This is a genomic window from Vibrio sp. 10N.261.52.C2 (assembly GCF_041471425.1).
GTDB classification, from domain to species: domain Bacteria; phylum Pseudomonadota; class Gammaproteobacteria; order Enterobacterales; family Vibrionaceae; genus Vibrio; species Vibrio crassostreae_C.
Genome location: NZ_JBFROH010000035.1, coordinates 60,074 through 81,391, shown reverse-complemented (window position 1 = coordinate 81,391; position 21,318 = coordinate 60,074). Strand labels below are relative to the sequence as shown.

The window sequence follows — 21,318 nt, the reverse complement described above, 5'->3', positions numbered from 1 at the left end:
TCTACCGTTATTGAATCACAACTCTTTGGTCAATTAGGCGTACAGTTACCCCACAAACAACCCGTACAGTTGGAATGATTGTCTTTGTTATGAGGGACTTAAGGTTTTACGAGTGCGTAAGTTGATGTGCCAGTTTGCCAAGCCAGATGAGCGCCTGTTCTTTCTCTTCTGTTAGTTCATAAGAGAAGTTCAATCGTATCGCGTTATCCACTCTGCCATGCTCACTAAACAGATCGCCAGATGCAACGCTAATACCTTGTTCGATAGCCAGTTGATGAAACTGTTGGCTGTCGAATTTTTCAGAAAAGCGAATCCATATCAAGTAACCACCAGCCGGCTCTTCAATCTCTATTGAATGCGGAAAGTACTGCTTAATGACATCGATAAATCGCTCTTTCCTGACGACAAGGTTTTTACGCAGTTTACGAAGGTGATTGTCGTAGCTTTCATGCGTTAAGAAATGAGCGACACCAAGTTGAACAGGAGCGCTACTCGATAACGTAGAAAGAAGCTGTAACTTTTGAATCGCGTCGTTAAAACGCGTGTTCACAACCCACCCTACTCGATAACCAGGACACAAACTTTTTGAATACGACCCACAAAGCAAGACGGAATCGGTCTTATCGAAGGCCTTTAGTGGCTTCGGCTTATGCCCTTCGTAATAAAGATCGCCATACACGTCATCTTCAATAATGTAGGTTCCATGCTGTTCTGCAATCTCTACCACACAGCGCTTTGCCTGTTCCGACAAACTGGTTCCCGTTGGGTTTTGAAAAGTCGTCATCAGCCAACACGCTTTAACATCTTGGTTTTGTAGCGCGTTTTCAAACTGCTCTATATTCAACCCATTGATTGGGCAAACGTCCACTTCGATCGGGTTAAGCCCGAGCCTCTCGACAGCCTGCAGAGCACCATAGAATGCGGGAGACTCAATCACGACGTTATCACCCGACTTGGTGACCGTTTGCAGGCTCAAGTTGAGCGCCTCCATAGCACCCGACGTAATCACGATGTCTTGATGATTAACCGTAATCCCTTGCTGCAGATAACGCTGTGCGATTTGCCTTCTCAAGGACTCACTGCCCGGTGGCAAATTATTTATCACACTCGCGCCAGTCATCTTCCTACCCGCGCTGGCAAGGTTTCGAGTCAAGGTAGGTAACGGGAACAGGTCAGGATCTGGGAATGCAGAGCCGAAAGGAATCACACCTTCGGCTGAACTCGACTTCAAGAAATCAAATAAGCGGTCATTAATGGCTTTCTTTTCACTAACGAGTGGCTGTGCGTAGTCAACGCCGTCCAGCCTTGGCGCTACAAAGTAGCCCGACTGAGGTTTAGCGATGATCCACCCTTCGCTTTCTAGCAACTGGTAGGCTTGTAAGACAGTACTATTGCTGACGTTGTAATTTCGACAACTCATGCGTACCGAAGGGATCTTCTCTCCGGATCGCCACGTATTGTTGGCTATCTGAGTTCGAATATCCTTTGCAAGCTCTTCATAACGCGCCATCTAATTGTACTACCTAGAGAAATTCTGTGAGCCGGTGATTTTATCACTTACGCCAACAACTATTGCTGCTATACATATGATCGCACCTAATTTCCACAATAGTGTGAATTAGTTCACAGATAACTTTGTAAGCTTTGCTAAGTTTGTACCCAAGGTAGGAGCTAAGTTGGCTTTCTACCTCAATAATTTGATGTAACCCAAAAACATGCGAGATAACAATGAAAAAAATAGAAGCAGACCAATTAAGTTATAAAGGAGAGTCAAACGGTGTTCACAGTTGGACAACACCGAGCGGTCAGCCATATTACTGGCACCCAGATTGGCTCCATATTGCTGAAGATGCGACAGGCTCACATCCAAAGCAAAAGATCGATGTCGAACAAGACCAAGCACCAACGGAAAAACACGCGGTGTCTGCTATTCTGAAACACATCAACCAATGGGCTGCAGACAAACTAGCGTCTCACCCTGAGATTGAAACCGGCTCAATCGAAGCTGAAATCAATCTCAAAAAGTAACGGGGTAAAGTAGATAGCGAACTCAATCACGCGCGATTCTAACCCAATACACAGACTGAATAGCCTCGACCCTCGACCGGGGCTATTCAAGTATCTTCATAAAAATGCTGCAATAACCCCCACCTAGCTAACAAATCTCTAACACAAACCAGTTTCTTGTATCAATCCACGAAAGCTATCGATAGAATTTCCGGTCTTATTCACGTCAGCTATGCTAATCATTCGAAATTCTAAAGTCGTGAATCAATGAATGCGTAAATCTAATAAGAATGAGAACAAAGGCTTACCGATGGATACTTCAAATTACAATCAATCGCTAACGACTAAGTTATACGTCATTGCTGGCGTGCTGTTTGGCACCTATGGCAGTCGGGTGTGCCCTATGCTCGATAGCTTAACGACGTTAGAGATTTTCACACAAGTCAGTATTGTGTTTATCTTATTATGGCTCGCACGTCGTTACCCATTGGCGCAACATACCTTGGTCAAGCAAGGCCGATTCGCGCAACTCGATACCCTGCTATTTTTTGCTGCAAGTGTGCCTTTCGCGCTCTACTAAAACTTAAGCTATGAATTCACCATAGATAGTAATTTGAAGGTGCTGTTTGGCATGAGTCTATTCGGCTTCTTTACCGGAACCATTCTTCAATTGAATGCCAAGCTCAGCCAAATGGATAAAATGGAGACGACTGGACAATTCGACTTCCAACTGGTTGGTGAAAGAAGTTCACTGGTCAAGCAGATGATAGGCTTGGTTATCGTGCTTCTGGTAACACTGACGACTATGTTGACGATGATTGCTGTCAAAGACATCTTCTGGTTAGAACATAACCCTGACCGCTTATTGGATGGCACCGGCAAGATCAGCGTGATCAAAGAGTTTATTTATTTGGCTGTGGTACTGGGTGGCTACGCGATAACCATCATGACGCTTTGGAGCAAGCTAATTAAGCGTATTCTCCTAAGCCAAGAGCACGCATTAAACAAAGTCACCAATGGCGAGCAAGGCGTTCGCTTACCTATTTTCGGCTACAACGAGCTTGGCTCAATGGCATCTATGACCAATACCATGCTTGATAGCCTTGAAACCGCGCAAAACGAAGTCAAAACCACACGTGACGTGGCCATTGTGAGCTTATCGGCATTGGCTGAATCTCGAGACAATGAAACGGGCGCACATATCCTAAGAACTCAAGAGTACGTCAAGGTGCTCGCACAAGAGCTCAGCAAATCAGAAACCCACTCAAGCTTGTTAACACCAAACTACATCGAGTTGCTCTACAAATCTGCGCCTTTGCACGACGTGGGCAAAGTAGGTGTTCCTGATAGTGTGTTATTGAAGCCGGGCAAATTGACGGACGAAGAGTTTGAGATAATGAAAGGTCACCCCGCGATTGGGGCTGAAGCGTTATCTATTGCAGAAAAGCAGTTGGGAAGTAGCTCTTTCTTAAGAGTCGCAAAGGAGATATCTCTGACTCACCACGAGAAATGGAATGGCAGTGGTTATCCTAATCAGTTGTCTGGTGAAGATATCCCGTTATCTGGCCGTTTAATGGCATTAGCTGATGTTTATGATGCGCTCATCTCGAAGCGAGTCTACAAGCCAGCCTTTACTCATGAACAAGCTAAACAGATCATCTTAGAGGGCAATGGGACGCATTTTGATCCGCAAGTTGTCCAAGCTTTTCTGGTCGTCGAACAAGCGTTTGTTTCAATTGCTGCGACCTACAAAGATGGCAAAAATGTAGCGAGTGAACTCGAGCGCGAAAGCTTTATTGCTCAACCAGCGTAATCTATTCAAAATCCACTAACTTCTTGCACCCTATAGGTTAATCCGTAGAGTGTTTTGTTATCAAATATCCTCTTTAGTCAATAAATCTGATTGAAATGGATTTTTTTTGGTCTTTCTGTTCACTTCGTATTGTCTTAAAAATTCCATACAGGTATAACTACCCATAGATACTATCCCCTCTCAATTGACATGGATGAAGATTATGTTTGAAAAAGTGTTAGCTGCTCCCGCCGATCCTATCCTCGGCCTTACTGAAGAGTTTAAAAAAGACTCTCGTGCAGAGAAAATCAACCTTGGCGTTGGCATCTACAAAAATGAAGATGGTCAAACACCAGTACTTAAAACAGTAAAGAAAGCAGAAGCTGCACTTCTTGAAAACGAAAAAACCAAATCTTACCTAACGATTGAAGGTACAGCTGAATACGGTCTAGCGGTTCAGAAACTTCTTTTCGGTTCAGACGCAGAGATCGTTGCATCTCAACGCGCTAAAACAGCACAAGCTCCAGGTGGTACAGGTGCACTTCGCGTAGCGGGTGAATTCATCAAGCGCCAACTGGGCGAAGTGAAAATCTGGATCAGTAACCCAACTTGGGCTAACCACAACGGCGTTTTCGCAGCTGCGGGGATCGAAACTGCTCAATACAGCTACTACAACGCTGAAACTAAAGACAAAGACTTCGCTGGTATGGTTGCTGACCTAGAGAAAGCTTCTGAAGGCGATATCGTTCTTCTTCACGGCTGCTGTCACAACCCAACAGGTATCGACCCAACAACTGAAGAGTGGGAAGTACTGGCTAAATTGGTTGCTGAGAAGAAACTGCTGCCTCTATTCGATTTTGCTTACCAAGGTTTTGCAAAAGGCGTTGAAGAAGATGCTGCTGGCCTACGTATTTTTGCTCAATACAACAAAGAGATCCTTGTTGCTAGCTCGTTCTCTAAGAACTTCGGCTTGTACAACGAGCGTGTTGGTGCATTCACTCTGGTTGCTGAATCAGCAGACGTAGCAACGACAGCATTCTCTCAAGTTAAGAGCATTATCCGCTCTATCTACTCTAACCCACCGGCCCACGGCAGTGCTGTCGTTACTCACATCCTTGGTGATGCTGATCTACGTGCTGAATGGGAAGCAGAAGTGGCAGAAATGCGTGACCGTATCCAAGAGATGCGTGAACTATTCGTAACGACACTGAAATCAGAAGGTGTTGATGCAGACTTCACATTCATCGAACGTCAAAACGGCATGTTCTCGTTCTCAGGTCTAAGCAAAGAGCAAGTAACTCGCCTAAAAGGCGAATTCGCAATCTACATTGTTGGTTCTGGCCGTATCAGTGTTGCTGGTATGACTAAGTCAAACATGGGTCCTCTATGTAAAGGTATCGCTGCGGTTCTTTAATCGAAAAGCGAAACCTGTATTTGCAGACCAATAGATGTGTAAAAGCCAGCAATTAAGCTGGCTTTTTTGTGTCTGTCTCTTTGTATATAAGAGCTATTAGTGCACTTAGCCTTTTCGTTACTGGCTAATACTCTAGGAAAAATTCCACTCCTAGCTCGTGAGTACGCTCGCTACGAATTTTACCTTCACCATCTCGATGTTGATATGACCCACCAATCGCAAACTTATTGGTCACTAGATAACGTAAACCTAAGTGATAGACCTCTTCATCAAACAGGTCACTTCGATTCACTTGCACACTCCCATTAGCTATCCAACGTTTCGCAAAGCCATAGTTAAGCTCAGCTTTTACCCCTTGGATGAACTCAGTGTCTGAAGATTCAGTTCGGTTGGTGTCATTATCTTCAACCTTACCTTTTGTGATACCAAGCAGGTAGTAAGCCACTATATCTAAATCTTTCTTAATGCTGTAACGGTAACCAACACCTGGCATCAGCGTATCAATTCGAGTTGTGGTGTCATCAGGGTGAATAAAGCGTGCGCTGTAGTCTCCCAGCAACAACCAATCATCCGTCATCGCGTAACTGACGCCTAATCCATACGACGAGGCGTTATTATTACTGCCTGCATCTTCATTTAAACTGCCCGAATGCGCCGTGGCATAAATATGGTCGTAATCTAAAATATCCACCGCGTTAGTGTCCGCCCACAAACTTGGAGAAAACATAAAAACCGCAGATACAAAACTAAGCTTCCACTTCGACATTCCTATCATCCTTAAACTGTCACTCCATTAATTGAAAGGTTAGTCTATCCATAAGACTTTAAAAAGGTTTTAGCTCACAGATTGATTTGTGACGGCAAAATATTATCAAATGTTGTACCATGAAATCATACAAACCAATGGATGATCATTATGGATGCTGAGTTATTAGAGATTCAAAACTTTCTGGCACAATACCCCCCTTTCACAGAACTCCCTGAGGAGATGTTGGCGAAAGTGACCAGTAGCGTGGAAATTTCTTATTACCGCCAAGATACCCCTATCATTCACTTTGGTGATCAAATTCATGACTTATACATCGTTCGAAGTGGCGAAGTCGAAGTCTACCGCCGTAAAGGCGAACTCTATAACCGCCTGGATGAAGGCCACTTGTTCGGTCAAATGGGCCTACTGACCAACAACAAGGTGCGTTTCCCAGTTAAAGCCACCGAAGATACCCTGCTTTACTGTATTCCTGAGCCTATCTTCCAAGAGCTCTACGACAACTACGACTCCTTTGCCGATTTCGTAGAAGTAGAAGATAACGCGCGACTGCGCCAAGCCAACTCAGACAGCAACGACGCTAACGACTTAACGACATCCAAGGTTAAAACGCTGCTGACCAGCGAAGCACCAATGATCGAAAAAACGCGCACGATTCAGCAAGCTGCGACCATGATGGCACAGGATAATGTTTCCTCTTTGTTGATCATCGACCCAGATATCGTTGAAGATGATGAAGATGACTCAACACCCGTGATTGGTATCATCACCGACCGAGATTTATGTACTCGCGTTTTAGCTGAAGGGCTTGACCCATCGGATGAAGTCTCTAGCGTAATGACACCTGAGGTTATCTCTCTCGATCACAATGCTTACGTATACGAAGCTATGATGACCATGCTTCGCTATAACGTGCATCATTTACCAGTGCTTAAAGATAAGAAGCCGATTGGTATTATCGAAGCGACCGATATTGTTCGTTATGAGTCTCAAAACTCGCTGTTATTGGTAAGTAGTATCTTCCAGCAACAAAGTATCGAAGATCTGAAGGTGCTTTCCGAGCAAGTAAAAGACAGCTTTGTGCGCTTAGTTAACGAAGATGCCAACGCCCACATGGTGGGTACTGCAATGTCGGTAATTGGTCGTAGCTTTAAGCAGCGAATTATCGAACTGGGCGAAGAGAAATTGGGCAAGTCGCCTATTCCTTACTGTTTCCTCGCACTGGGCTCTATGGGGCGTGATGAGCAGCTGCTGGTTACCGACCAAGATAACGCAATCATTCTTGATGATACCTACGACGAGAAAAAGCACGGTAAATACTTTGAGGAGCTGTCGACCTTTATTTGTGATGGCTTAGATCAGTGTGGCTATGTGTATTGTACTGGCGATATCATGGCGACTAACCCAACGTGGCGTATGACTCGTCGACAATGGGAAGAGTGCTTTGCCGATTGGATTGATGATCCAAACCCGAAAGCACTGTTAAATGCTTCAATCTTCTTCGACTTAGATGGCGTTTATGGTCGTCTGAAATGGGCCGAGCAATTGAACAGCTTTATTGTTCGACGCGCACGTAAGAACAATCGCTTCTTGGCGTGCCTTGCACGTAACGCACTCAACCGTACACCTCCGCTCGGCTTCTTCAAAGATTTCGTGATGGAGAAAGATGGCCGTCACAACAACTCTATCAACCTTAAGCGTCGTGGTACTGCGCCACTCGCCGATTTGATTCGTGTTCACTCGCTCGCGGTAGCGTCTCGCTCTAAGAACTCGTTCGAACGCTTAGATGACATTATTGACGCCGGTATTCTGCCAAAAGGCCGAGCTCAAGATTTGAAAGATGCGATGGAGTTTATCTCTCTGGTTCGTATTCGCCACCAAGCACACGATGTCGACAACAACATCGAGCCTGATAACAACATCGAGCCAGAGAACCTGTCTGACTTCGAACGACGTAACCTAAAGGATGCATTCCAAATATTAAGTAATGCGCAAAACTTCCTTAAGTTCCGTTATCAAGCCAGCAACAAGTTTAAGTAGGGCCTATGAACAAACTATTCAGATCACCTGCGGTCGATTGGCCATTTAAGTTTGCTCAGAAGCTTGAACGAGCGAGAGACGAGCGCTTAAAGCACTTTTATAGCCAGCCTCTTCCTGCGCCTGATACGCCACTTTCAGAAGTGATGTTTTTGGCTGTCGACTTTGAGACAACGGGGTTAAACCCAAACAAAGACGGCATCATTACCATTGGTTTAGTGCCATTTACGCTCAATCGCATCTACTTGCGACAAGCCAAACACTGGACTCTAAGACCAAAACAGAAACTTGAAGAAGAGTCTGTCGTGATTCATGGCATCACTCACAATGACATCATTGATGCGCCAGACCTTAGCGAAGTGTTGGGCGAGATCTTAGAATCAATGGCGGGACATATCCCTGTGGTTCACTATCGTCGTATCGAACGTGACTTTTTGGACAATGCATTGAAAGTGCGACTCGGTGAAGGCATTGAGTTCCCAGTCCTCGACACGCTGGAGATTGAATCTCAGATCCAAAATAAACTGGCTGGCGGCTTGTGGAACAAGCTGAAAGGTAAGAAGCCAGCTTCAGTGAGACTGGGTCAGAGTCGTCGTCGATACCATCTGCCCGACTACACGCCGCATCATGCATTAACTGACGCTATTGCGACCGCTGAGCTACTCCAAGCGCAAATTGCTCATCACTTTGACTCTGAGATGCCTCTGAAGAGTTTCTGGCTCTAGCTGAGTTACGTAAGCTAAATACAAACACAAAGCCCATCAACTTCCATTGGTGGGCTTTTTCATTTTTATCGTCTGTGTTTAAGCAACGGTTGGCCCGACTAAGCGCATTTCCCATAAGCGTTTAAACATATTATAACGTCACACCCCAGCAGTTCCGCTCTAATGGGCGTCGAAAATCGTGATCGCTATTTGTCAGCGCGATTGGCATTATTACTTCCCAACCACAGACAACGTTTGGTAATAAAGACGCTTTTGCTGATACATATTCTCATCAGCGACTGAGAACAATTGCTCAACGTCTGTTGAATCACTAGAGGCTGCACCAATCGAGAATCTGACAGGAATAGAGATACCCGCTTTAGTCTCGATTGCCTGTTGCTCCTGAGCAATGTACAACTGCTCAGTCATCTTTGCGACATTTAGCGAACTCGACTCACCAGACGTTAAGGTAAGCACCGCAAATTCATCTCCACCCAAACGGTATAGATTACTGGCAGGTGTCAATTCGTGGCTGATTACGTCTACGCAGCGCTGTATCAGCTCATCCCCGATCTCATGCCCATGAACATCATTGGTCGTTTTCAAGCCATTGATATCAATAATGATCAAAGAAATCTGATTTTGATTGTCGTTAATGCTGCGTTTACTGAATTCGAGATCTTCATTAAAAGCTTTACGATTCAAACAGCCAGTCGGCATGTTAATCCGTGTAATATTTTCGAGCTCTAGCCAACCAGCTAACTGTTTTTGGTACATGTCAAAAATCAGAAGATCTTCTTCACTGAGGACATCAAATGAACTTGAACAAAAATACCCGATCGCCGTCCCCTGTGAGTCACAGAGTATCAGGTCAGCCTCGCCAGTCCGGTTAAAATGAAACTGAATCGAATGTTGAACAAGTAATGTCTTTAACTCTTGATCGACCATTTGAGGAATCAACCGATATTCAGCCGCGTGTCTTGATGATGCAAACTGAACGATCTTCAAAAGACGATGCTTCTGGGATTCTTCACGCGCGAGCGAATACGTTAACTTGCTGGTTTTCTCTTCAACTAAGTCCTCTAGCAGAACATTAAACCTTTCGAGTTTATCGTTACTTTCTGTAAGCTCACGGACTTGGTATTGTATGCGACCCCACAAGGTTTCCAATAAACGACTCAGCGTGACGAACTCTGTAAAACGATGTTCATCCACACTATGAGTCGGTGACTGGTTATGCGAATACGACGTAACAGATTCAGCCAACAGGTTTAACTGCCCTGAGAACCAGCGGCTTAGGAACAGAGCAAACACAATCGAGATGGCAAGCGTCGCCACCAATATTCTGACAAAGACCACCTGAGCTTGTTGCATCTCTAATAAACGCTCACTGTCGGAAATATGATGTTTGACGTTCAGTACCAATTTGTCGGTAAAGAATGTGCTGTCGATAGAGATAATGTTCGCACTTTGTTCAGAAGATTGAGCATCCGTTGAATCAATATAGTTAAACTCAACCGACTCATTTTGATAAAGGAAAGGCGTCACTTTAGTCTTAAGTCTGTCATACCCCATAAGAACCACAAGATAACCCTGCGGCGTGTATGTAGAACCTTCTATCAAACGATAAGGTAAAATCGGCGCGACAAAAGCGATACCTGCAGCGGCATTATCCGCCACTTCAGTTTCGGTAAACTCGGTGTGGAACAATTTCCCTTGCCCATAAACCGATTGAGGACGCTTCAAGCTTTCTAATAACTGGCTCTGCTCAAAATGGTACAAGCTGCCTTTGCTGTCATAAATGGGCTTCCAGTTTTGGTCCAGAATATAAGTCGCGGACACACTCTCCGCTAGCGCATTGAAGCTATCCATCTTGTCCCAAACAACACTCGAGAAAAAGATATTACCACCCGCTTTAATCAATGATCGGTCATGCGAATACCATTGAGTTAGGCTCGCCGTCAGCTTAATTTGCTCTTGTACGGTTTGACGAATACCGGTCGTAGAGTTGTCCAGCTTGGTTTCTTTTTGCTCTAAAGAACTTTGGTTTTGTTTATTGAGAATCAACTGTCCCGCTAGGTAAACAGGAAGCATTGAGCAAGCCAGCAACACCAAGCCCATGGTGTATTTTAATGATAGCTTCAATCTCTTACCCTCATATTCGCCGAGTAATATTGAACAAAATCATTGTAAAACTTATGCAGTTCACTCTTTGGCATCCCTGACTTGTAACGCTGATACGCCCGAGCCGATGCCTCCCAAACGATCGCCATCTTGTAGTCACTCGACATCATTTGCGATGCTTGAAACTCATCGTACATATTTGAAAGTGTCTGGTTACCTTCCTCAACACGGCGTTGATTAACCTCATAAAACGGCGAAACCATGGCACTCGAGTGAGCTAAATAGGTGAAACTGTTTGATTGCAGGTATTGAACGACTTCTTTCAAAGCCAATTTCTTATCTGGGTTTTGCATGCCTTTTTCCGTGACAGCAAAAACCTTTGCGCCACTAAATGAAGACATACTTTCACCACGATAGGTCGGCAACGAATTGATGTACAAATCTCGACCAAAGGCGGCATCGAGTTCGCTGAACGCCCAATCACCGTCAATCAAAAACTCGACTTCCCCATTGATGAACCTCTGCCTCGCGCAAATATCGCTGCACGATGATTCGATGACTTTTTTCTGCTGCAACATGTCGATGAAATCAAAGATAGCAACTAACCCTTCACCATTAACATTCTTCGACGATAATAAGTCTTCAGAAAAAAGCTGATAGAAAGCTAGATAGAAGTACATGTTTGGATTGGGAAAAAGCACGCTCACTTGATCGGACTGAGCAGAGCGTTCAATTAGGCTCTCCCATGTCACGACTTGCGCTTGAGGCTTGCTCGAATACAGAACGACTTGGTTTCCAATACCAACCGGTAACGCCTTAAGCTCACCGTTGATGACCACTGCATCAAGCGCTTTTTTCTCATAGCGTTGGGTATCGACCCAAGCATCAGGAAGCGTCGCTAAATCGATATATTCAGTTAGACCTAAGAAGTCAGAAGGAACCCAGATGGCGTCGGGAAAGGTATTGTCTCTAGGATCAGCAACAAGCAGTTCAGAACGAATACTGTTGACGTCAAACGAACGAATTTCTACACGATGATCAGTCATCGCTTCGATATGTTCTTTTACATAATCGGCCGTTTCATAATTAATACCAGCCCATATTTCAAGTGTGGACGAACAAGCAACGGCCGGAAATAGCATCGCAAATAGACTCAATAACCTCACACTTGGTTCCTTGTGGTAAAAATTTGACGTTGGATTTTAATCGCCCATCAATAAACCGGGCGATGCGGCTTATCGCTCACTGCTCATGATTAGAGACCTAGCTTTGGGCGACACGTTATATAGTAAAAAGTGCCTAAATAACAGTTGATACTCTCGCTTTAAGAGAAAGGTCTGCTCATTCTGATACATCCGTCATATCTCTGGATGACTGTTCTTACAATAAATCAACATACCATACCCTTTATTATTAACGACAAAAAAAATGCCGCAAAAGCGGCATCTATCTCGTTCGGTGCATTCGACACAATAAAAATCAAATAAGCAATTTATCAGTCAAAGCCCTATCATCGATTAAGCGTATTTCTCTTCGAAATCTTTCATGAAGCTAACCAGCGCTTGAACGCCTTCCAGAGACATTGCGTTGTAAAGTGAAGCTCTCATTCCACCTACTGCTCTATGGCCTTTCAGTGATTTCAGACCTGCAGCATCAGCCAATTCTAGGAACTTGCCATCTAACTCAGGTTTCGCCAGTTGGAACGGCACGTTCATTCTAGAACGGTTTGCAGTGTGAACATCGTTTTTGTAGAAAGCTGAGCTATCGATTGCATCGTAAAGCAGCGCTGCTTTCTCTTTGTTCACCAACTCCATCGCTTCAACGCCACCTTGAGCTTTCAGCCACTTGAACACAAGGCCTGATAGGTACCAAGCGTACGTTGGTGGTGTGTTGAACATTGAGTCTTTTTCAGCAAGTACTTTGTAGTTCAGAATACTCGGCAACACGTCGTTTGCGAGTTCGAGTAGATCATCACGTACGATTGCAATGCAGATACCCGCAGGGCCGATATTCTTTTGCGCGCCCGCGTAGATAACACCGTACTGAGACACATCAATCTTACGAGACAGAATGTTAGATGACATATCCGCTACGATTGGCTTATCCGTTTGAGGAAGCTCGCTGATTTCAATACCATCGATGGTTTCATTCGGACAGAAATGTACATACGCAGCTTCCGGGTCAATTTTCCAATCTTTAGCTGGAACAACCGCTGCTTTACCATCAATTGACGTCTTCGCGTTGAATACATCGATTTCGCAATATTTGCTCGCTTCAGTCACTGCACTTTCTGCCCAGTAACCCGCATCAATGTAAGTCGCTTTCGTCGCATCACCTAAAAGGTTTAGAGGAACAGCAGCGAATTGAGCACGAGCGCCCCCCTGACAGAAAAGAACTTTGTAGTTGTCTGGGATGTTCAGAAGATCACGTAGGTCCTGTTCGGACTCGTCAGCAACTTGAATAAATTCCTTGCTGCGATGGCTGATTTCCATCACGGAAGTCCCTAAACCATTCCAATCAATAAAGTCCGCTTGCGCTTGTTTCATTACCGGTTTAGGCAGTGCAGCTGGGCCAGCACTGAAGTTGAATACGTTATCTAATGTAAGTTCCATGGGGATGATTGCTCCTGCTAAATAATAACTATGCAAGTAATACCATGTTTTACCCAACATAAAAACAACAAAAGAGGTCTTAAGACCTCTTTTGTTTTGTACCGTATAAAATGTTTAAGCTTAACCTGCTAAATCACCCTATCAGTATTCACGCCTGCTCTGTTTATTGAACAAAAACCGGCATAAGTAGAGCGATTAATGGAATTTCTTGTCCATTTTCGAACACTAGGTTTCCACTTTCTAAGTCAGCGCTGATTTCATAACCACTGTCTGTTTCCTTGATCATTTCCATCACAAGCAATTCATCGATACCTTCACGGATGAATGGATACTCTTCAACAAGTTCATTTGAGAAGCTAGAGTGAACGTTGCCCGTTAATGCAGGCATGATCATCGAAGGGTTGCTGCTGATCTTTTCGGTCCCTTCCGGCACGCTCACCAACCACTTAGATTCGAACTGTCCCTTACCTAACTCTAACGACATGTTGTTCATTGAAAGGTCGAAACCTTTAGCAAACAGGATATCGATAAATGGAATGATCTCTGCAACGTCTTCTTGCGTCATCACAGGATTAGATTGGTAAATCTCAAAGATTTTCTCAAACGACTCGCTATCCAACTTCGACATTTCAAAATCGACGTTTAGGTTGTTCAACTGGCCTTCACTGGTCTCGATGTTTGCGATATCCAGCTTGAGGTTGCTGCACAGACGCTTAGTTGCTTCATCTAGATGTGATTCAAAATCGTACTTAGAATTTTCAATGGTCATGAAAGGCTGCATTGCAGAATCTGAAACCAAGAAGCTATCGATAGTAAAATTCTGAGTACCTAACCAGTAGCCTTTCGCTTGTTGGCCTGAACCCACACCTTTCAGATTAGACAGCGTTACCTCTTCACCGGTTTCAAAATCAATTTGAACTGAAGGGATTGAAAGCTCGTAATCAACTTGGCCTAAAACAGTCGCATGGCCAGAAAGATTCGATTTAGTGATCGAGACCGAAGTCCCATTCTCATCAGAACCTTGGTGATTGAACTGGCTTAACTCAAAGTTAAAGTCAGTGTTGCCGTTTAGCTCAGTACTAGTGGTCAGAGTTAAAGGCAGAATATCGGTATTCTCAAACGTCGACAGTGCATTTAGACTCACCAAACCATGGCTAACCGCACTATTTATGACAAACTCACTCGGCAACCCATCAATCGCAAGTTGCTCTTTCAGGTTTTCATCCGTCACAGTTAAACGAGTGGTTACGTTGGAAGACAAGTAACCTCTATCGTATTCCACGATCTCAGCTTGAATGCTTGAATTGTTAAGCTTTGCAACGCCATCGGTAATCGCATTTTGTCCAATTTGCCCAACCGCTAGCGGCCAACAAAGTGCCAGTGAGATTGCTCCGCCAATAGCACCAATTTTTCTTAACTGTTCCATGAGTTCTCTTTCTACACGTGTCTATTTTTTTTAGTCTAACCCATCAGTAGCAAACAAGAAACATTGAGTTAAATCAGTCTATTGCTCGATACTTCGATTGCCTCAATAAATTAACGGCTAGCTCTCATCCTTATTCGGCGGTTCTTGCTAGGCTAAAGACGTCGCTACTATTAAGGTTGAGCTGTGAATCAATACGCTGTTATCTGTTTGGACAATAATCCGGTTAGCATTGAAAGAATACGTTCGGAGCTGGCTCCGTTGGCTTCTGTATTCGATATTTATACTGCCGAGAACATAGAAGACGCACATCACGCATTAGAAGATATTCATGATCACAACCAAACCGTTGCCTTGGTGATCACTCATCATCATTCTGAATTTAATGGCGTGCAATTCCTGATTGAACTTCAACAGCTGCCCCATAGTAATACCGCAAGAACGATATTAGTCAGCGCTTCGTCAGACATTCAATCCATTTTAACCGCTGTGAATGAAGGTAGGCTCAACCACTGTTTAACCAAACCGGTTCAAGATCAGGTTCTGTTCAAATCAGCGCAAAAAGAGCTGACCTCTTTTGTTATCCAATACGACTCAGAAAACCTGCTCTCTTACAGCGATGCCTTGGATCAACAACGCTTACTCAGAGCGCACATTGAGCAAAAGATTCACTCTTTCCAATCGGGTTTCATTCACGATTACCACCAGCTTTCGGATAATGCCCTTGCAGAACGTGTCGTCAGTGCCTTACAAGATGTGTTTTCAAAAGATGACAAAACTAAGGCCATTCGTGACTATTCCCCTGAGCATCTACTCACTGTGGAAGGCGAAGACAATCGCTTTTTATGGCTGATCATTGAGGGTGAAGCAGCTCTTTATAAGAAAGATGAACTTGGGCAACAGCGGGAAGTGGTACGTCACTCCAAAGGGAACATTGTTGGCGGGATGTCATTTGTAACAGGCGAGCCTTCGTTTTCTACGGCGATCACCCTAACGCAGACTCGCGTTATCAAACTGGATAAAGATAGCTTTGCTCAGGTGATGCATTCAAACAATACCCTGCTGCCTTTATTTACCAATCTATTGCTCCGTCATTTTAATCGACGTTTGCAACGCAGCATCACCAATAAGATCAAACTGCAGCAGACACTAGAATCATTAGAGTCTGCACATCAACAACTGATCGAGAAAGAGAAAATGGCGATGCTCGGGCAGCTAGTCGCGGGAGTCGCACATGAGCTGAATAACCCGATTGCTGCCATATTAAGAAGCATCGAAACTCTGTCAGACCATCTCGACCAAATATTGGCAAACCTATCCGTTCCAGAGTCCAATAAAGGGACTGACGTACTGGCACATTCAAAGTTAGCTAAGCCACTATCAACAGCCCAAGAAAGACAGCTCGTAAAGCATCTTACGTCGACGATTAATGACCGTGCTTTAGCAAAAAAAGCCGTGAGACTAAACCTAAGCCAAGACTCTACGGTTCTAAACACATTAAAGGCGTCCCCTGTCGCAGGCAAAGAGCTGCTCAATGACTTAGAGCATTACCATTATGTTGGAAACTCTATCCGCTCAATTCAAGTGTGCAGCAAGCGTATTGCCGATATGGTCAAAAGCTTAAAAAGCTATGCTAGAGAAGATGAAGAAGTTCGCCACTACACAGATATCCACGAAGGGCTTGAAGATACCTTAGTGATCTTCGAAAACAGGCTTAAACACCACCAACTCGAAAAGCATTACGATACCGACTTACCGCCTTTATTGTGCCAGTCGCTCTCGCTGCAACAAGTGTGGACCAACCTTATCTCCAATGCGCTCGATGCCCTATCTGAACGAGGAAAAGTGACCATCACCACTTCTCAACAGACAAAAGGCGACGACGCGTTTCTTGTGGTGCAAATCTCCGATACTGGCCACGGCATTGCCAAAGAAGACATCAACACTATTTTCAACCCAAATTTCACGACTAAAAAAGAAGGCAACTTTGGTTTAGGGATTGGGTTATCCATTTCTCAACAAATCGTTTCGGCTCATCAAGGGTTTATTTTGGTGGAGTCAGAGGTAGGCAGCCATACAAACATGCAAGTGTGGCTTCCATTCAAACAAGAAGGAGCACCTCATGAATAAGTACCTAATTTTATGTGTCGATGATGAACCTGAAGTTCTCAATAGTGTCCTTCAGGACTTGGCGATATTTGAAGAGAACTTTCTGGTTGAAGGTGCAGAGTCGGTCGATGAAGCCAAGCAAGTAATCAAAGAAATGGGACAAGATGGTATTAAGCTCGCGTTAATCTTATGCGACCACATCATGCCAGAAGAAACCGGCATTGATTTTCTGATCGAACTCAACCAACACGACGCTACTAAACCAACACGTAAGCTGCTGCTCACAGGGCAAGCTGGGCTGGAAGATACCGTCACGGCCATTAACAACGCTGCACTTGATTTCTATATTTCAAAACCTTGGCAAGGCGATCAACTGAGAGACACGATTACTCAACAATTGACTGACTATGTCATTGCCAACGACAAGCAATTGCTAAACTGGACTTCCATCTTAGATACCGAGCGCATACTGACTTCAATGGCGGATAAACGCACCAGTTTTGGTGAATAGCACTGATTGGTTAATGGATACTGAGAATAGCGTCACCCGATATAAAAACCTTCCGAATGTATACAAATTTTGGATAATTCGCTCGTCTATTTTTCTCATTCGCCCTAAACATGAGATCTCCGTTACATACTGATCCTTAATTTGCTTGTTTTTTAACTAAATGAGTAAGGTTTTACATTTTAAAGGATTACTTTTCCGTGAGTTAGATTAAACTGTCTCAATGTTTATGGTTTGCCGATTTGTCTCAAACCAAAGGAATTAACACTAATATAGGTTTACGGTCGTTATGCGCAAAATTCTACTTACTACCGCTATGCTATTGGCTTCTGGTCAAGCACTAGCTGTTGATGAACAACCACAGGTAATGAGCAACTTTAACTATGATTACTTTGAAGCACGTATCGGTGCTAGCCCAGTAACATTTGGTGGTGCGTTCAGTAAGTCCATTCACCCGAACGCTCACGCTATAGCACGTATCGATTCAGAATTTGAAAGCGATTACGACTCAGCTGTAGGTCTTGGTTTCCACGCTCCATTAAACAACTGGGCAGACCTAACAGGTGAAATGCTAGCTCGTATCGTTCAACCTGAGAACTCAAGCTCTACTGATATCGGTATGGAAATCAACATTGGTGTTCGCCAATGGCTTGGTCCACAACTAGAAGTTGGTGGTAAAGGTGGTTACGTTTCTATCGATGACAACGATGATTGGACAGGTTCTGTTTACGCGCGTTTCCACTCTACAGAGCTTTTCTCTTTAGGTGCTGAAGCTCGTATTAACGACTTCTACGGTGACCAACTTATGTTCACTGCTCGCTTCAAGTACTAATACTTAAAGCCAAGCTAGCTCTTAACGAGCACTTAGCCTTTTGATACTTAGTCTTTTAAGAAATCCGACTAGGACAGAAACAAAAAAACCGAGGACATTCCTCGGTTTTTTTTATTGACAGTAATCTTAAGCATATAAGGCAAACTTCTTTAGTGGCAGCTCTTCAGTAATTGCTGCTTGCGTGGCTCTTGTAATAGTTTCCAGTGAATACCATCAATTGCACCCGCAAATTTCCAAAGTAGTTTTAGGTCAACATCGTTTCCGTACGCTTCGCGAACCTTATTAAACACTTCAGGTGCGCCCAACTTCATAAACATTGAAACATCATCCACCCCCGCCTTTTTAACCATGCGCTCTAACGTAAGCTGCATGTTTGGTAGATCTCTTAATCTACGGCTAGCTGATGACTTCTTGAAGCTACGCTGCTGAATTGAATTATCGATTGAAGTACGAATAATACTATCCAATTCAGGATGTTCACAGGTAAACAGATCCGTAATGTCGTAATAGTTTACGGTTGCTGTTGTCTGCTTCTTTACATGACGATACTTTTCACAATCAAGATCGGTCAGTTTTTTATCTAATGATTTTCCACCTCTAATGAATAAACAACCTTCACTCAATAAAGCGAACATAGCGTCATTTTGAAAGAGGCCAATACCTCCGAACATAGAACGTTTTTGATGCTCACCAAATTGATTCACGTAATTAATAAATGCTGTCTCGGTCATATCCGTTGATCCTTAATCAAATTACCCCGATTAGGTTGATCACCAGACAAGCAGCTTGTTATGCGAAAATTTTAAATCTATTTTGTTATTCTATAGGTGAATATTATGGTTTCGTTTTTCACCTTTAAATAAATCATACTTCGAAAAGAAAAATAAGTCTGGACTTAGTTCACATCAATCAATTGAGTATTCCGGTTTTTCATGATTGACTTCACAGTAAACTATCAAACCATGCTTGAATTTGGACACCTAGTGATACACCGGTTCAAATTATTAAAGGTTATGTAGACGGGTGAGTATTGCCTCGCAGCATCGTGGCTTGTAAAATGGCAGGACAGACCTGTTTTTACTTTTTATATGAATCATTTATCGTTTTTCTGGCTACCTCAAAATAAGACTCTTCTCTTAAAGGGTCTAGAATCAGAGTTTGCCCAACTTGTTGGACATTCTATCTCAGCGGGAAAAATAACACTTCCTCCTATCCCTAACGTTGTACTGAAGATTCAATCGCTTTGTACCCTTGAATCAACTGGGATTGCTGACGTTGCCGAGTGCTTACTCGAAGACCCAGGCCTCGCTGCTATTGTCATTCGTGTGGCTAACTCTGTCGTCTTTAACCGACGTAATATTACTTGTGTTGATATTATGACGGCGGTGTCGCGCCTTGGCATATTAAGAGTACGTGACATCGTGACGGCTCAGGCTATTGAGCAACTCAAACACTCAGTCAACCTCAGTAAAGAATGTAATAAGGTATTGGTTCAGAGCGCTTCTGTATCAAAAGAGCTGGGCGCTACTATGGTGCTTGTTACCAACAGCTTCAAAGAGCTCTCCCCTACTGAATACCGTTACCTTGAGCATGAAAAATCGCTGCTTGTTGGATTACTGGCTGATATTGGTTTGTTCTGTTTGGTTAGCGAATACCACCTCTACCTCGAAAATGGCAATTACCTAGATCACGACATCGCTCTACAAATCTTCCAAGGCCAATGTTCTGCTACCAGTAAATTGGTGCTTAACCGTTGGGGCTTCGACAGCGACTTTATTGATGTGTGTAGCAATACCATCAATAACCACGAACAGCGTGAAGTCTCTTACTTAGATATCGCTCGAATCGCTAACCACCTGCTGATGTTCAGAAACAAGGATGAGAACATCGATGATCACGAAGTTGAACTTAACGTGACAGGTGCAGAGGTGCTTTATAAATTAAGCAACTTGAGCAAGCATGATTTTAATGCAAAGCTAAGCGACGTGATCAATACTAGCGGCTTCTAAGTCACTGTTAAATTACAAGTAAGTGTAATATGAAGTAAATGCAATGGGGAAAGCATGTTTACAGGGATGATCTTTATATTTGCGCCACTCGTCGTGGGGTATCTTTTTGCAATTTCGAACGCTCAGACATTAGAATTTATCAACCGCTCAACATCGCGGTTGATCTACGTGATTCTGGCGTTAATGGGACTAAGCTTAGCCGCCCTCGATAACCTAGGCAGTAACCTGCAGACAATCCTTCTATATACCGTCACTTTCTTTGTCTGCTTAAGCGTATGTAACCTAATGGCACTGCCCGCTATTGATAAGTTATTGCCACTCAAAACCGACAGTAGCAAGAAGAAGCTTCCCCTCTCTTCTATGGCGATGGAATCTGCAAAACTCATCTTAGTGGTAGGTTCAGGGCTAATCGCTGGCTTAGTGCTGCCTATTGGCCTTGATTGGGTTGATACCGCAAGCGAATGGATTCTGTTTGTTCTTCTATTCTTTATCGGCATTCAGCTGCGTAATAGCGGACTCACACTTCGTCAGATCTTACTCAACAAGCACGGTATGGTTATCGCAATCACCATTATCATCACCTCAATGTTAGGTGGTGTAATCGCGGCTTACATCCTAGATATCCCTCTGTTCAAAGCCTTGGCAATGTCTTCTGGATTTGGTTGGTACTCTCTGGCTGGTATCTTAATGGGTGACGCCTTTGGTCCTGTCTATGGTGGCGCTTCTTTCATGCTTGAGCTGTTAAGAGAGTTAGTTGCCTTGGTACTGATTCCAGTGCTAATTCGCAGCTACCCATGCACTTCCATTGGTTATGCTGGTGCGACTGCGATGGACTTCACCTTACCGGTCATTCAAACAACAGGCGGCGTTAGATGTGTGCCTATCGCTATCGTCAGTGGCTTTATCCTCAGTTTGCTTGTTCCGATATTGATGTTGTTCTTTGTATCTCTTGCTAACTAGATCGCAGGAATAGCGTTTGTT

At 43.9% G+C, this 21,318-nt stretch carries 16 protein-coding genes and 1 pseudogene; 10 read left to right on the top strand and 7 right to left on the bottom strand.

Annotation, left to right across the window (positions count from 1 at the left end; translation table 11 throughout):
- Positions 1-106: 106 nt before the first annotated feature.
- Positions 107-1,510 (bottom strand): aminotransferase-like domain-containing protein, encoded by a 1,404-nt coding sequence (locus tag AB4307_RS14415; RefSeq protein WP_372132180.1) that lies wholly within the window; start codon positions 1,508-1,510, stop codon positions 107-109.
- Positions 1,511-1,728: 218 nt separating this feature from the next.
- On the opposite strand from AB4307_RS14415, the gene AB4307_RS14410 reads away from it, so the two are divergent.
- The 3 genes and pseudogenes from AB4307_RS14410 to AB4307_RS14400 all read left to right on the top strand — a co-directional run bounded on the left by AB4307_RS14410 (position 1,729) and on the right by AB4307_RS14400 (position 5,213).
- Complete coding sequence (locus tag AB4307_RS14410) at positions 1,729-2,028, top strand: hypothetical protein (protein ID WP_017060414.1); 300 nt, start codon at positions 1,729-1,731, stop codon at positions 2,026-2,028.
- 289 nt (positions 2,029-2,317) lie between these two features.
- Positions 2,318-3,820 (top strand): annotated as a pseudogene (locus tag AB4307_RS14405) (HD-GYP domain-containing protein).
- Between the two features lie 202 nt (positions 3,821-4,022).
- Positions 4,023-5,213 carry an amino acid aminotransferase gene (locus tag AB4307_RS14400; protein WP_372132177.1) on the top strand — a complete coding sequence of 397 codons (1,191 nt, stop codon included), beginning with the start codon at positions 4,023-4,025 and terminating at the stop codon, positions 5,211-5,213.
- Positions 5,214-5,337: 124 nt separating this feature from the next.
- On the opposite strand, the gene AB4307_RS14395 is transcribed toward AB4307_RS14400, so the two are convergent.
- Entirely contained in the window at positions 5,338-5,979 is a 642-nt protein-coding gene (locus AB4307_RS14395) for an outer membrane beta-barrel protein (RefSeq protein WP_017068768.1), read from the bottom strand.
- Between the two features lie 150 nt (positions 5,980-6,129).
- Here AB4307_RS14395 and AB4307_RS14390 point away from each other — a divergent pair, with 150 nt between their 5' ends.
- Positions 6,130-8,019, top strand: coding sequence for a DUF294 nucleotidyltransferase-like domain-containing protein (locus tag AB4307_RS14390; protein WP_102333201.1), 1,890 nt, complete (start codon positions 6,130-6,132; stop codon positions 8,017-8,019).
- A 5-nt stretch (positions 8,020-8,024) separates the two neighbouring features.
- Entirely contained in the window at positions 8,025-8,741 is a 717-nt protein-coding gene (locus AB4307_RS14385; RefSeq protein WP_017060409.1) for a 3'-5' exonuclease, read from the top strand.
- A 210-nt stretch (positions 8,742-8,951) separates the two neighbouring features.
- Here the strand turns inward: AB4307_RS14385 and AB4307_RS14380 are convergent, their stop codons facing one another.
- From AB4307_RS14380 to AB4307_RS14365, 4 genes are all read right to left on the bottom strand, one after another.
- Positions 8,952-10,841, bottom strand: a complete 1,890-nt coding sequence (locus AB4307_RS14380) for a GGDEF domain-containing protein (protein WP_372132222.1) — start codon at positions 10,839-10,841, stop codon at positions 8,952-8,954.
- A 20-nt stretch (positions 10,842-10,861) separates the two neighbouring features.
- Positions 10,862-12,010: a sugar ABC transporter substrate-binding protein gene (locus tag AB4307_RS14375; protein WP_029235305.1), complete on the bottom strand. Its 1,149-nt coding sequence runs from the start codon at positions 12,008-12,010 to the stop codon at positions 10,862-10,864.
- A 351-nt stretch (positions 12,011-12,361) separates the two neighbouring features.
- Positions 12,362-13,456, bottom strand: coding sequence for a 3-phosphoserine/phosphohydroxythreonine transaminase (serC, locus tag AB4307_RS14370; RefSeq protein ID WP_017065411.1), 1,095 nt, complete (start codon positions 13,454-13,456; stop codon positions 12,362-12,364).
- Between the two features lie 163 nt (positions 13,457-13,619).
- Positions 13,620-14,882 carry a DUF945 family protein gene (locus AB4307_RS14365; protein WP_372132175.1) on the bottom strand — a complete coding sequence of 421 codons (1,263 nt, stop codon included), beginning with the start codon at positions 14,880-14,882 and terminating at the stop codon, positions 13,620-13,622.
- A gap of 183 nt (positions 14,883-15,065) precedes the next feature.
- Between AB4307_RS14365 and AB4307_RS14360 the strand changes: the two genes are divergently transcribed.
- The 3 genes from AB4307_RS14360 (at position 15,066) to AB4307_RS14350 (ending at position 18,328) form a co-directional block, all read left to right on the top strand.
- Positions 15,066-17,009, top strand: a complete 1,944-nt coding sequence (locus AB4307_RS14360; RefSeq protein WP_017060404.1) for an ATP-binding protein — start codon at positions 15,066-15,068, stop codon at positions 17,007-17,009.
- The gene (locus AB4307_RS14355; RefSeq protein WP_017065410.1) at positions 17,002-17,499 is read left to right on the top strand and encodes a response regulator; all 498 of its coding nucleotides are present in this window, start codon (positions 17,002-17,004) and stop codon (positions 17,497-17,499) included. Before AB4307_RS14360 ends, AB4307_RS14355 begins: the two co-directional genes overlap by 8 nt.
- Before the next feature lie 286 nt (positions 17,500-17,785).
- Positions 17,786-18,328, top strand: coding sequence for a hypothetical protein (locus tag AB4307_RS14350; RefSeq protein ID WP_017065409.1), 543 nt, complete (start codon positions 17,786-17,788; stop codon positions 18,326-18,328).
- Positions 18,329-18,477: 149 nt separating this feature from the next.
- On the opposite strand, the gene AB4307_RS14345 is transcribed toward AB4307_RS14350, so the two are convergent.
- A complete protein-coding gene (locus AB4307_RS14345; protein WP_372132172.1) occupies positions 18,478-19,059 on the bottom strand; it encodes a TfoX/Sxy family DNA transformation protein in 582 nt (193 codons plus the stop codon).
- Positions 19,060-19,416: 357 nt separating this feature from the next.
- Between AB4307_RS14345 and AB4307_RS14340 the strand changes: the two genes are divergently transcribed.
- Both AB4307_RS14340 and AB4307_RS14335 read left to right on the top strand, forming a co-directional pair.
- The gene (locus tag AB4307_RS14340) at positions 19,417-20,337 is read left to right on the top strand and encodes an HDOD domain-containing protein (RefSeq protein ID WP_017066065.1); all 921 of its coding nucleotides are present in this window, start codon (positions 19,417-19,419) and stop codon (positions 20,335-20,337) included.
- 54 nt (positions 20,338-20,391) lie between these two features.
- Positions 20,392-21,297 carry a LysO family transporter gene (locus tag AB4307_RS14335; protein ID WP_017071961.1) on the top strand — a complete coding sequence of 302 codons (906 nt, stop codon included), beginning with the start codon at positions 20,392-20,394 and terminating at the stop codon, positions 21,295-21,297.
- Positions 21,298-21,318: the final 21 nt, after the last annotated feature.